13 protein-coding genes are annotated in these 13,548 nt (G+C 42.8%); 5 read left to right on the top strand and 8 right to left on the bottom strand.

The window, feature by feature from the left end; genetic code table 11:
• Positions 1-41 precede the first annotated feature (41 nt).
• Entirely contained in the window at positions 42-734 is a 693-nt protein-coding gene (locus FFM84_RS02740) for a response regulator transcription factor (protein WP_130843524.1), read from the top strand.
• On the top strand, positions 727-2,097 hold the full coding sequence (locus FFM84_RS02735; protein WP_165450239.1) for a HAMP domain-containing sensor histidine kinase: 1,371 nt from the start codon (positions 727-729) through the stop codon (positions 2,095-2,097). Before FFM84_RS02740 ends, FFM84_RS02735 begins: the two co-directional genes overlap by 8 nt.
• Before the next feature lie 257 nt (positions 2,098-2,354).
• Here FFM84_RS02735 and FFM84_RS02730 read toward each other — a convergent pair whose 3' ends face one another.
• Positions 2,355-3,299: a glycosyltransferase family 2 protein gene (locus FFM84_RS02730; RefSeq protein ID WP_130843526.1), complete on the bottom strand. Its 945-nt coding sequence runs from the start codon at positions 3,297-3,299 to the stop codon at positions 2,355-2,357.
• A 114-nt stretch (positions 3,300-3,413) separates the two neighbouring features.
• Positions 3,414-3,875, bottom strand: a complete 462-nt coding sequence (locus FFM84_RS02725) for a PTS glucose transporter subunit IIA (protein WP_130843527.1) — start codon at positions 3,873-3,875, stop codon at positions 3,414-3,416.
• 715 nt (positions 3,876-4,590) lie between these two features.
• Here FFM84_RS02725 and FFM84_RS02720 point away from each other — a divergent pair.
• A complete protein-coding gene (locus tag FFM84_RS02720) occupies positions 4,591-4,842 on the top strand; it encodes a hypothetical protein (RefSeq protein WP_130843528.1) in 252 nt (83 codons plus the stop codon).
• Positions 4,843-4,900: 58 nt separating this feature from the next.
• Here the strand turns inward: FFM84_RS02720 and FFM84_RS02715 are convergent, their stop codons facing one another.
• From FFM84_RS02715 to FFM84_RS02695, 5 genes are all read right to left on the bottom strand, one after another.
• Positions 4,901-5,407, bottom strand: a complete 507-nt coding sequence (locus FFM84_RS02715; protein WP_130843529.1) for an acyl-CoA thioesterase — start codon at positions 5,405-5,407, stop codon at positions 4,901-4,903.
• A gap of 193 nt (positions 5,408-5,600) precedes the next feature.
• Positions 5,601-7,355 carry an FAD-dependent oxidoreductase gene (locus FFM84_RS02710; protein WP_130843530.1) on the bottom strand — a complete coding sequence of 585 codons (1,755 nt, stop codon included), beginning with the start codon at positions 7,353-7,355 and terminating at the stop codon, positions 5,601-5,603.
• A 21-nt stretch (positions 7,356-7,376) separates the two neighbouring features.
• On the bottom strand, positions 7,377-8,891 hold the full coding sequence (gene glpK / locus FFM84_RS02705; protein ID WP_130843531.1) for a glycerol kinase GlpK: 1,515 nt from the start codon (positions 8,889-8,891) through the stop codon (positions 7,377-7,379).
• 45 nt (positions 8,892-8,936) lie between these two features.
• The gene (locus FFM84_RS02700) at positions 8,937-9,644 is read right to left on the bottom strand and encodes an MIP/aquaporin family protein (protein ID WP_130843532.1); all 708 of its coding nucleotides are present in this window, start codon (positions 9,642-9,644) and stop codon (positions 8,937-8,939) included.
• A 200-nt stretch (positions 9,645-9,844) separates the two neighbouring features.
• Positions 9,845-10,783, bottom strand: a complete 939-nt coding sequence (locus FFM84_RS02695) for a nitronate monooxygenase (RefSeq protein WP_130843533.1) — start codon at positions 10,781-10,783, stop codon at positions 9,845-9,847.
• A 589-nt stretch (positions 10,784-11,372) separates the two neighbouring features.
• Here FFM84_RS02695 and FFM84_RS02690 point away from each other — a divergent pair.
• Both FFM84_RS02690 and FFM84_RS02685 read left to right on the top strand, forming a co-directional pair.
• Entirely contained in the window at positions 11,373-12,287 is a 915-nt protein-coding gene (locus tag FFM84_RS02690; RefSeq protein WP_225424677.1) for a LysR family transcriptional regulator, read from the top strand.
• An 80-nt stretch (positions 12,288-12,367) separates the two neighbouring features.
• On the top strand, positions 12,368-12,898 hold the full coding sequence (locus FFM84_RS02685; RefSeq protein ID WP_130843534.1) for a hypothetical protein: 531 nt from the start codon (positions 12,368-12,370) through the stop codon (positions 12,896-12,898).
• Between the two features lie 46 nt (positions 12,899-12,944).
• On the opposite strand, the gene FFM84_RS02680 is transcribed toward FFM84_RS02685, so the two are convergent.
• On the bottom strand, positions 12,945-13,526 hold the full coding sequence (locus FFM84_RS02680) for a TetR/AcrR family transcriptional regulator (protein ID WP_130843535.1): 582 nt from the start codon (positions 13,524-13,526) through the stop codon (positions 12,945-12,947).
• Positions 13,527-13,548 lie beyond the last annotated feature (22 nt).

The raw sequence follows: 13,548 nt of genomic DNA, 5'->3' as shown, positions 1-13,548 counted from the left end.
CGGTATACTAAACTTAAATCGTTTTTGAGGAGTGTTCAAATATGGCAACAATTTTACTAGTGGATGATGAAGCCAGCGTGGTTGACTTTTTACAGCAAGAACTCGCTTTTGAAGATTACGACGTGATTACAGCGGCTGATGGACAACAAGCCTATACGCTATACCAAGAAAAAAAGGACCAATTAGATCTAGTGATTTTAGATTGGATGTTGCCAAAAATGGATGGTCTCGAAGTGCTCCGTCGCATTCGAAAACATGATACGATCCCTGTGATTATGATGACTGCTCGTGATTATGTGGGCGATAAAGTGGCCGGCTTAGATGGCGGTGCCGATGACTATATCACGAAGCCTTTTGATACTGAAGAATTACTAGCTCGAATTCGCGTGGTTCTTCGCCATCAATCACAAGCCAACGATACCCAGGCGGTCTATCAATATGCCGACCTCGAACTAGATACTAAAGCTCGCCAAGTTCATCGCCATCAAAAGCTTGTACAATTAACGCAACGGGAATATGAATTACTATTAACGCTGATGCAACACGCCGAAGATACGTTGACACGTGATGAGTTGTTGGATCAAGTATGGGGTGTTGATTTCGAAGGCCAACCTAATATCGTTGATGTTTATGTCCGTTATTTGCGCCACAAAATTGATACCGAAGCCAATCGTAAGTTAATTCATACAGTTCGTGGCGTTGGATATTGTTTGCGAGATGAGACTCATGTTTAATTTTAGAGGTAAATCAAATGCTGCCCAGATCACACGATCGTTTACGCTAATGATGATCTTGATCGTCTTTATTACTGGCGCATCTATTTCATTGGTGGTTGGTTACCGGTTAACTCGTGACCGAATCGACGATGCGCGGGCCCTAACTAAGAGCTTAGATCGTTCAATCATTGATGATGAACCCGATTGGAATCGCTGGGCGATTAATAGCCCGATCAATACCAAGAATACCTTTGTCAAAGTCCATACCAAAATGCCTAAACGCAAACAACAAACGTTTTACTCAAAAGGTACCGCTAAATTTCTCAAATCGCGCGCGACTGAGATGCCACTCTTTCATTCCGTCTGGTACATTAGCGGTCACGGCCTCTTTTATCGTGCGGCTATGGATTCCGGGCATATTTATTATGAAACCTGGACAAGTTTCCACGATGTCCTGCATATCTTTCGACTTATCTTAGAAATGATGGTCATTGTGCTGATCTTGTGTGGTGTGCTAGGTTACTTTGTCATTGCTTGGTTGGCCCGACGATTAAATAAACCGCTGGCCAATTTAACCAGTGCGGCCAACAAAATTAATCACAGTGACAACGTTTCTTATCATGAAGCACTACCAGTCCCCACTAGTCCTGACGAAGTTCATGCACTGGGGATGGAAATTAATCAACTACTAAAGTCATTAAACGACCAAGTGCTACGTGACCATCAATTTGTTTCAGATGCGTCTCACGAGCTACGAACGCCATTAACAGCTATTCGTGGTCATATTAGTTTAATCAAACGACGCGGCGATCAACATCCAGAAATCATTCCCAAATCATTAAAGTTTATTGATGATGAATCCGCACGCATGCAGACGTTAGTTGAAAGCTTATTACGCTTGTCACGTATGGATCATGTGACCATTGATCAACAATTATTGGATATCAATCAATTAGTTCAGGAAACTGTTGAAAATTATCAACCTAGTATCGTACAATCCGTGCAAGTTGACGTATCAGCGACACCGTTAATGACAACTGTTAACGCGGACAGTTTACAACAAATGTTGATTGCCCTACTTAATAACGCCAGCAAGTATTCGCCAACCGATCAACCGATTCAAGTGGCCGCACAGCTGATTCAAGATCAACCCACCATCACGATTACAGATAACGGCGCCGGTATTGATGATGCTGATAAAACGCACATTTTTGAACGTTTTTATCGAGTTGATCAAGCACGATCACAAGAAATTCCTGGTACTGGTTTAGGTCTTGCAATTGTGAGTCGATTAGCTGATTTGAATCAGATCAAAGTTACGGTAAGCGATCATCAACCAACTGGAACAATTTTTACATTAACATTTAAAATTAAACACTAAAGGTTGAAACTTACTCATCATTAGTAGGACCTTGCTAGAGCTGACTTGAATATCCTTAAATTAGTCACCTCCGGCTGTCAGTGAGTCTAATCTGGGCCCGAATTGGGCGAACGGTAGGCGGCAAGTTTCACTATTTTTGACCGTTAAATGCCTATCCCATCAATGGTTAAGTCTAAAATTCAGCTTTCAACCTTTAGTTAGACACTAAAAAAGATGGCGAAGTGAAATTCGAAAATTTCACTTCGCCATCTTTTTGTTTAATGTTCTTGTTTCGTAATATAAATCGGCCGATGTTTCGTTTCTAAATATTGTTTGCCAATATATTTACCGACAATGCCGAGGCAGAATAATTGGAGCCCACCGAGCATCAAAATAATCGCCACGATTGACGACCAGCCAGTCGTTGGATTACCAAAAATCAAGGCCCGACCGACGATGAAGACCATTGCCAGTAACGAGACGCCACAAGCTGTTAGTCCTAAAAAGGCAGCGATGGCTAACGGTTTATCTGAAAAGTTAATGATCCCATCAATCGCGTAATTGATTAAGTCGCCAGTTGACCAGTGGGTTGTTCCGGCAACTCGATCATGGTTTTCATAGCCTAGATATTTGGTTTTAAACCCTACCCAACTAAAAATACCTTTAGAAAAACGATTATATTCTGGTAAGTCCAAAATGGTATCGACAACTTGCCGAGTCATCATGCGATAATCACGGGCCCCGCGTTCAAGCTTAGTTTGTGAGACATGATTGATTAGGCGGTAAAACCCATTGGCCAACCAAGACCGAATAACTGGTTCCCCCTGACGATCAAGACGCTTGGTCCCAATGATGTCATATTTTTCTTCTAGAATGCCAGACATCATTTGTGGCAGTAATTCCGGTGGATCTTGTAAATCGACATCCATCACCACAATCAAATCACCAGTGGCGTGTTGTAAGCCCGCATATAAGGCCGCTTCTTTACCAAAGTTACGTGAAAAGGACACAAAATGACTATGTTCTGAATCAGTATGCGCGAGTGTTTGCATCGCCGACAATGTTTGATCAGTAGAACCATCATCAATGAACCAGTATTCAAGCTGGTATTGTGGCCAAGTCACTTGGATTTGATCTTGATAGATTTTTTGAACAGCAGCATAAAATAAAGGAATCGATTCTTGTTCATTATAGCAAGGGACAATAATTGAAATTTTAGGCATTTAAAAGACTTCTTTCACTGTTTGACTTAATGCCATTAGTTTAGTCGAAGTCTGAGTATCTAACTACCTATAGACGGTGAAGTAAATCTGAACTTTTCTCAGAATGGTCTAATATTAGGCTCTAATCTTGCACCTTTCGATCACACCACCTTGACTCACTAGACCCCTTTTTTCAATTTCAAAGTCACTAGGCTGTTGATTCGTAATGATACAAGTGATCGTGGTAGCTTGATTAGCTTCATGTAGGGCGTTTAAGTCCATATTGGCTAATAAGGTTGAGTCGTCCACATGGTCTCCAACGGCGACGTTCCAGCTAAACGCGTTGAAGGCGACATTGGCTTCAGGTTGACCAAGTTGGACGGTCACTTCGCAATTATGTGTGCCCCTAATAGTCACGTTTTGCGGCGATAATTGTGTGACGGTGCCAGCCAACGGTGCTTGAATTTCACCAACCATTGGCTCAATCCCCAAACCCACGGCATCAGTTTTGACGGGGCTTTTCCTGATATCGACCACTAAACCACCAACTGGCGCAACTAATTGTAATTGATGTTTACGTTGAAATAATTTCATCATGATTAAATTCCTCCATAAAATGTAATAACCAGTGGCCACCAGTTGATGATAACGTCGTTACTTTTTGATTCACCTATACTGTAAATTATCGAACGGGTTTTAAGTCAAGCGTTTTCTAAATCTTTTTGTTAGCAACTAAAGATTGAAAGATAAATATGCCTTACTGTAGAGTGTGACTAAATTGGTCACCTACGCCAGCCAGTGATTCTGCCAGCTGTGGGAACGGCTCCAGCCAAAATGCGGGCTTTCACCTCGCTTTTAAGCCTAGCCCAAACCGCTAGTCTCAAAAGTCGTCCACAGCGTAAGCCCGGGAAAATCATCCGGACTAACGCTGTTTTCACGGCCGGCGCCATCACTGGGCTGGCTCCGGTTATATCGCGAATACGAATAGTAATCACTAACATAACCGAGAGTGAGTCCAAATTGAGCCCAGCCGTGGGGTCTCTTAGCGATTTATCGCTTAGAGACCGGCGCTTTTGAAACGCGGGTTAGGCGGTTCAAAACGATGGTTCAGACCGCCTTTTGGCTGAACCGGTCCGCCCACAGCGTTCCGGCTCAAGGTGGGCGAACGGTAGGTGGCAAGCCGATCTATTTTTAATCGGTGAATATACTTGTCATATCACCGATTATTGCTAAAAATGACATTCAACCTTTACTCGGCTACCCTTTTCCTTTAAAGTTAAAATTGAACTTAACGAAATGAGGATTAACAGTAATGAGTAATAAGCGTAATTTTGACTTAGAAAGTTTTTATCCTGATGGTGAATCGCTTGGCGCTGCGGTCGATAAAATTCGTTTGGATGCTAGCAACGGCTTGACCGTTCGCTATGCCACTCGTAATGCTGGTGAGATCAAGTTCTTATTTACGAACATGCGCACCGGTAAAGTCATTGAAATGGCTTACGAGCAAGTTAAGGATGGTTGGGAATTTCGTCCCGATGAATCAACGCCAATTAAGCCAATGTAATTAAAAAGATCAGTGCTGACCAACCGTTTTGAACGGTGATCAACACTGATCTTTTAGTTTACTGGTTCCAAGGAAATTCCAAGCTAATATGTTCATTAAACGCCGCATGTTGTTGCCGTTTAGCGGCACGTTCGGCTTGGCGGGCCGCATAGCCTTGACAAACAAACTCATATTCCGGTTTATCTGGAATCACTTGTGGTAACACAATATCGTGTTCAGTCACCACAAATAACGAAAAACAGGTTAGCCCTAAGAAACGTTCCCCAGTATTTAGATGTTCCCCAATAATTTTGGTAAATACTTCAATTGACCGATGCCCCACGCCAGACACATATGATTCCGTACACATTGAATCTTGTAACCGGAATGGCAAAATGAAGTTCACTTGATCAACCGAAGCGGTCACCGTTTCGATCCGGGCAATCCGGGCTGCAGGAATTGACGAATTATCATCAATAATGGATAAAATTTTGCCGCCAAAAACCGTATTATGTTCATTTAAATCGGATGAAAAAATTCGATGATTACTGACAGACAGAGTCTGTGAGACATTAATCGGCGCCATAAGTCTACCTCCATAAATTCTTAATTATCATTATTATACTAGAAAACAAGCGCGCCCGAGACTAAATTTCAGCCAAGGTCACACTTGTTCTCAAAGTCATCCACTTCAAAACGGCAATCCTGATATGGATGATGGTGCAATTTAAAATGTCGAAACCAAGTTTAACAAGTCTAGAGACTTGGGCCAGTACGGCTTATTTAGCCGATACTGGTGCTTGTAATTTGAGATCGATCAGTCGTGATGATTCAATTTCATGATCGATTTCAGCGGTATAACGTGCTTTGGTCGTTGTATCCCAGCCATAAACGCGGGCCATTTCATCAATGACACCGACCTTGACTTGATCAATCGTCTCGTTATGGAACAAGACATTATAAGTCCGCCGTAAGAGGTAATCCACTGGTGTCAACGCCATTTCTTCGGTCATTGAGTAATGCAACGACAACGTTTCAGCCAAACTTAAGCCTGGCGCGGCCGTGACTTGATCAGCTTGTGCGAAAATGGCCGGCGCATTTGAGCCATATAGAGTCGCGATTTCACGAGCTTCGTCCTCGGTCAAGCCCTTAGCAACCCCTTGCTTGGTGAAATCATCCATGGCAGCTTCAACATTGTCGGCGTCGAAGTCACCACCGGAAACCTTGATTTCAGCAGAATCAACTGCTTTAAAGTCTTCCAAGTATTCGTCACGTAAGGTTTGCCGAATCTGTTTGAGCGCCCCGTTTGCCATCAAGCGATAATCGGTCAGTTTCCCACCGGCTAACGTAATCATGCCATCAGCAGCGGTAACTAAAGAGCTGCCCCGTGACACGGCGGAAGGTTGTAAACTTGCTGCAGCACTGGCCCCAGTCACGGCGTCATTATCTGCATCCGCTGGTGCATCGTTACGAACGAGCGGCCGAATTCCCGCCCAACTAGCCTCAACATCGTCAATTGTCAAATGGGCCGTTGGATATTTCTTATTAATAATGGCCAATAAGTAATCAACATCTTTTTGATCAACTTGCGGATTTTCATAGTCGCCTTCAAAGTCAGTATCAGTCGTCCCAAAATAAGTTTTACCTTCGCGTGGGATGGTAAAGATCATCCGACCATCATTCGTTCCAGAACCAAAGTATGTTGGATTTGGCACTTTCAACCGTGATTGATCAACAACTAGATGGACCCCTTTAGTTGGCCGCATATGTGAATCTGGATCAGCAGCTTGGTCCAAATGACGAACTTCATCAGACCAAGGACCACTCGTGTTGATAACCAATTTAGCATGAATATCAAATTTCTCGCCAGTCAAGACATCTTGGACATGCATACCGTTAATATCGCCAAACTTGTCATGTAAGGCACCAATGGCTTTTATCCGGCTAACCATCAGTCCACCAGCCGCATGGGCTCGTTTGATATTTTCAACGACTAACCGCGAATCATTATTTTGATAGTCCAAGTAAATCCCAGCGCCAACTAATTTATCAGGATTTAATTGTGGTTCACGTTCTAAGACCTGGGCTTTAGTTAAGACGTAGTTACTGTATTTTTGTAAGCTTGGATTCTTGTCAACACCTGCCAGACGATCGTATAGATCCATCGCAACCTTCACTGAGAACATGCTAAATGTCGTCCCAGGTTCGTCATAAATTGGCAATAACATTGGATCTGGTTGGGTCATATGTGGCGCAATATGTTGCACGACAGCCCGTTCCTTAACCGTATCAGAGACCACTTCCACGTCAAATGTTTTTAAATAGCGAATTCCGCCATGAACAAGTCGGGTTGACCGTGAAGAGGTCCCCCCACCAAAATCTTGCATATCGATTAGTCCGGTTTGCATCCCGGCCACACTAGCTTGTAAAGCAACACCGGCACCAGTAATTCCCCCACCGACGATCAATAGATCTAATTCTTTGGTTTTTAATTGTTGAATGTCGTCTTGACGACTAGTTATTGAAAAGCTCATTTTTATCGCTCCTATGCTTGTTTAATTTGCTTGGTATGGGTCATGAACAAAACTTTGGGCCGCACTGACGGCAGCTTGCCACCCCGCGTACAGATTATCACGTTCAGCGGCGCCCATCTTTGGTTGGAAAATCTGCCCTTCAGCGTGAATGGCTTGTAATTCATCGGTGTCTTGCCAGAAGCCAACGCTAAGTCCAGCTAGAAAGGCGGCGCCTAATGCGGTTGTTTCTAGATCAGCGGCTCGATCAATTTCAGTGTCTAATAGATCAGCTTGGAATTGCATTAAATAATCATTTTTAGCCGCCCCGCCATCGACTTTTAACTTTGGAATCTCGATCTCAGCATCACGTTTCATCGTGTCGATGACATCTTTACTTTGATAAGCCAGTGACTGTAGTGTCGCTTTGATAAAGTCGTCGCGGGTAGTGCCGCGCGTTAGGCCAAAGACCGCGCCGCGCACATCCGAATCCCAATATGGCGCGCCCAGACCAGTAAACGCTGGGACCATATAGACTTCGTTGTGATTAGTAGATGATACTGCGGCAGCTTCTGATTCAGGGGCCTTTTTGACTAACTTCATGCCATCCCGTAACCATTGAACAGCGGAACCGGCAACATAGACACTACCCTCTAACGCGTAATTGATTTTACCGTTGAGACCATAGGCAATCGTTGTTAACAGATTGTGTTCTGATAACTGTGGCGTGTCACCAGTGTTCATCACAGTAAAGGCCCCGGTACCATACGTATTTTTTACCATGCCCGGTTCAAAGGCGAATTGGCCGAATAACGCGGCTTGCTGATCACCGGCCATCCCGGAAACGGGGACTTGGCTACCATAGAAATGGTAATCGGCCGTTTGTCCATAAACTTCGGAGTTCGACTTAACCGTTGGTAATAAAGCCGTTGGGATATTTAAAAGGTCTAAAATATCTTGATCCCAAGTTAAGTCCTGAATATTAAAGAGCATCGTTCGACTAGCATTAGAATAGTCGGTGACATGAACTTTGCCGCCGGTTAGCTTCCACAAAATCCAAGTATCAATCGTGCCGAACAATAAGTCACCACGCTCCGCTTTTTCCTGAGCACCGGGCACCTGATCTAAGATCCAACGAATCTTCGTTGCTGAGAAATAGGCATCAACGATTAAACCGGTCTTTTGGTGAATCATCTCACCATAACCATCTTCAACGAGTTGTTCCGCAATCGGCGCACTTTGCCGTGATTGCCAAACTACTGCATGATAAATGGGTAAGCCAGTTTGTTTATCCCAAATAATCGTGGTTTCACGTTGATTTGTAATCCCTATCCCACTGATTTGGGCCGGTTTGATGCCGGATTCAATAAAGACATTGGCGATCGTGGATAAAACGGCACTCCAAATTTCATTAGCGTCATGTTCAACCCAACCTGGTTGTGGAAAGTATTGCCGAAATTCTTTTTGTGAATCAGCTACTTGATGGCCATCATGATCAAAAATGATCGCTCGTGAACTCGTGGTGCCTTCGTCAATTGCCATAATATAGTTTTCTGTCATTTTAAACACACTCCGATACCGCGGTTTAACCGCTTTCAATTATTATTAATGCAAACTTACCTGTAATGCTGCGGCGAGCACGCCGCCAACTAATGGGCCAATCATGGGCACCCAAGCATAGTGCCAATGCGCTGAATCTTTATGTGGCACGGGTAACAACGTATAGGCTAAGCGTGGGCCCAAATCACGAGCCGGATTTAAAGCAAACCCGGTGGTTCCGCCTAAAGTTAAACCGATCGTCGTAATCAAAGCACCGACAATCAGAGGTTTCAAGCCCTGCGTAAAGTTTCCCAAATTTAATAGGATAAAAATAAAGGTAAATGTTGCAATAATTTCACTTAAAACATTAAAAATGGGATTATCGATGCTGGGCATCGTTGCAAAAATACCAACCGAATTCCCTTCAGCCGCGGTTTCAGTGGCTTTAAAGTGCGGGTAATAATGTAAAAGGACGATCGCTGCCCCAATAAAGGCCCCGACAAATTGCCCTAATAAATACGGCCCAACCGCTGACCACGGGAATAATCCGAATAAGGCAAAGCTTAACGTGACCGCGGGATTTAAGTGACCATCAGCACCGAATTGCCCGGCAACATAAACGCCAAACGTCACCGCTAAGCCCCACGCCACACTCACATAAAACCAATCGTGGGTTTTGCCATAAGACTGATTCAAATTGATTGTGGCACCGCAGCCAACCCCAATAATAATAAGTATCATCGTTCCAAATAGTTCTCCAAGAAAACCGTTCAATTTAACCGACTCCTTTGTGGTGGTTTTTGTTACGCTATGCCACAAGTGTCGTTTAAATGGGTATCAAAAAAGCGACTTGCTAGTGCTAAACCCATTTAAACCGGCCAGGCTTAACGCATTAACAAGCCGCTACTTACTAATCAATGACTTAAAATTGATAACTAATTGCTTAATTATTAGTCCTGGTGCTTCGTCATTAATTAGGCTAATTCGATCTTTTGATTATCAATAACATGTTGTGCTTCGGTGACTAATTTCTTAACGATTTCAGCTGCTGGTAAGGATTCTTTGATTAATCCTGAGATTTCACCACTGAATAAAACCCCGGTTTCGGCATTATCCTTACGAACCGCATTACGTAAACCAACATTCATTGAGGTATTGAATTCATCCCGTGACACTTTTTGGGCTTCTAATTCTAACAATTGTTCTGTCTTCTTGTTAATGATGGCCCGACTGGCATCACGAATTGTCGCACCAACGACAACCGTTGAAGAATCCGTGGCATTAATAACCGCTTGACGCCAGTTGTCGCCAACAGGGCTTTCTTTGGCAATTGAGAAGATGGTCCCACATTGAACCCCTTCAGCCCCAGCGATAAAGGCACTAATGACCCCACGACCATCGGCGATCCCACCGGCTGCAATTAATGGAATTGAAATGGCATCGGCAATTTGTGGCCAAAGGACTTGAGACGTTAAGGTCCCAATATGGCCCCCGCCTTCCATACCTTCGGCGATCACGGCGTCACAACCCATGTCTTCCATCTTTTTGGCAATTTTGACATTAGGTACAACTGGCACCACTTTAATCCCGGCACCTTTTAAATCAGCCATGTAGTTTTTAGGGGTTCCAGCACCAGTTGTGACGATTGGAACAGCTTCTTCAATCACCACTTTAACGACATCAGGAGTATTAGGGTCCATTAACATCAAGTTAACGGCAAATGGATTCGTTGTTAAAGTTTTAGCCCGTTTAATTTCGGCACGAACTTCTTCACCGGTCTTGCCACCAGCGGCGATAATACCCAAACCACCACCATTGGAAACGGCGGCTGCTAATTCTGCGGTTGCAACTTCTTGCATAGCACCTTGAACAACTGGATATTGGATTCCTAATAATTTCGTTACACGATTCATACTGAGCATCTCCTAAATATTTTTTGCAAGATTTGGAAGTTAGTAACTTATGGCTTACCTGGGGATGACGATGACTAACTTCGTGCTTGCTTTTGACACTCCCTATCATAACTGGAAAAAAAGTTTTAGCAATTTTTGGATTACCTAAACTTTTATTTTTGATTTGTTAGCAATCTTGCTACATCAATGTTTTTCAGCCTGACGTCATCAGGCAATTTTCACTTGCAATAACTAAAGTTTGTGAAAAAAACATTATTTCACCAACAGTAAAAGCAAGCGTGACAGGCTTTGTCATAGTTCATAACTTACAGGCATAGCCAAAATGAATAACATGAAAGGGTTTTCTTTAGCTTGATCTTGCCAATTAACATGATTGTTCGTCCTGATCCCATGTCGCTCAAGGGATTGCCTTAATTCTACCTAATTAGCATAACCCCTGTTTATACCCCACATAAAGAAATAGTATTGGTTGTTGCGAAACGTTGGCGTTATGCTATTGGTAAATGTAAGTATTATTATTGCTATTTATTTTGAAAGCGTTTTTCTCGTTTTGATAGTCATTTTAGTTACCATGAAGGAGCTCACCATGATGATTGAATTTAATCAATTATATTATTTATTAACGATTGTTGATAACGGTTTCAATTTAACTCGTAGTGCCAAGGTGTTACATGTTTCACAACCGGCATTGAGCAAATCAATTGCTGAATTGGAGTTTCGTCAGGGCGTCACAATTTTCAATCGTAAAAAAGGTCGGATCATTGGGCTAACTCATATCGGCAGTGGCCTCGTTCGTGATGCGCGTAAAGTTTATAGTCAATATGAAGTCATGTTAGATCGATTGCAGGATTCAGTTTCCGAAAAGAAAGGCACTGTTCGTATTGGGATTGCGCCCGTTATTATTTCAACCGTTTTTAATGAAGCATTGGTTCAATTCATTCAAAATAACCCCGGCATCAAGTTAACCTTAATTGAAAAAGGGGCCTATGAATTACAAGAGATGTTGGTGCTAGGTAAACTCGATTTAGCTATTTTGGTTTCTCCCGTCACCTTTAGTTCGATTAGTGAGCAGGTTATTTATCAAGATTCAGTTGCCGTTTGGTTCAACCGGCAACATCGTTTTAATCAGATTGATGGGCCAATTCCATTAGCTGAAATCGGTAAAGAAAAAATCATCACCCTGAATAATAGCTTTATGGTCACCTTCCAACTTAAACAACATTTTATGCATGCCAGCATTCAACCTGACTTCTTTTTACAAACAGATTCTTGGGATTTGATCTTGAACATGTGTCAAAAGACGAATAACGTTGGAATCTTAGCGCGTCCGATCGGTAAGAATTACAACACTGGTGAAATTGTTAGTCGCGAAATTGACCCCTTCTTCCCTTGGAAGATCTCGTTGTGCGCGTTAAAGAATGTCCAACATAGTAGTGTCGTAACCTATACACGTAATTGGTTCTCTGATTACTTCTTGAGTCATAAGCTGGTGCCACAGGCGTAATCACCTAAAAAAAGTGAGATTGACACCTACTACTGTTAGTGGCATGCTTAACTGACATTAATTGAAAAAGTTGGGTGCTTATGAAAAAATTTTTACTTTGGGGTAGCGGTGTTGTACTTTTGACTATCTGTTTGATTGTTGGTTGGTCGTTTCGAACTAAGACGACAACTAGCCAGCCAACCGCCGCTAAAGTGCAAACACATCACAAAAAGAAGACAACCAAGCCATTAACCTTAACTGAGCTAAAACGGCATGACACACTGGCTTACAGCAGCATCATCTACTATGCGATTAAGTACGGTAAAATTCAACGTTGGCAAGAATTATCTGATTTTAGTCTTGGTTGGCAAGTTGAAAGCTATTCATCAAAATCCAAATATTTAGTTTGGCCAGATCAAAATATCAAAGATGAAGCCAAACAGCTAGCACCTAATTGGTTTAAATTACAAGGCTCAACCGTCACTTATCACAGCTTCGTGGTGCATTCCTTTCAGGATGATATGACAGCAAAAGTTTCGCTAACAACGATCATCAACCGAATTAACCGTGAGCACGCGGAAGCTAAAGTACGGCAAATGCCAACTCGTTTAACTGTTATTCGGCACCATTAAAAATCAGCTCCCAACAGTAATCGCATAGCTGTTGGGGGCTGATTTTTTATGATTGCGTTGGTTTCGTCAGTTGTTCAACTGCTGGCGTTAGCAAATCGACAACACATTCTTGATCATGTGGATCCTGTTGATTGATCAAACCCGGTCGAATCAAAATCGAGATCATGCCAGTGATCATAAATTCTAATCGTAAATCATTCTCTCGATTGGCGGTCAATTGGCCGGTCGCATAGATTTCAGTACGAATCGCATCGATGAAATTATTAGGATAAGTTGTCGCAAACTTCAAATTTTCTGGTTTCAATAAGGCTAATACCGCTGGACTTGGTGTTTCCGGCACGTCAAATAGAAACCGTTGCACAAATTCTCTGGGATTTTCTACTAGCAAATCATAATCTTGAAACTCCCGTGCATTGGCAGTCGCGACTGCTTCAACCAGCTCATCGTATAAAGCGAAGATATCTTGGTAGTGTAAATAAAACGTCCCTTTGTTGATTAAGGCAGTTTTTGCAAGCGCAGCCACCGTTATTTTGTTCACTGGTTTTTGACAAATTAACGTGTAAAACGCGGCTTTAATGGCGCGTTTCGTTTTAATGACCCGTAAATCAGCTTGGGTATTTGCGGTCATCTTGTTGTCTCCTTTCAAAGAT

It is taken from the genome of Lactiplantibacillus mudanjiangensis (assembly GCF_005405385.1).
In the GTDB taxonomy this organism is placed as follows: domain Bacteria; phylum Bacillota; class Bacilli; order Lactobacillales; family Lactobacillaceae; genus Lactiplantibacillus; species Lactiplantibacillus mudanjiangensis.
This window is presented reverse-complemented; position numbering and strand designations above follow the sequence as displayed.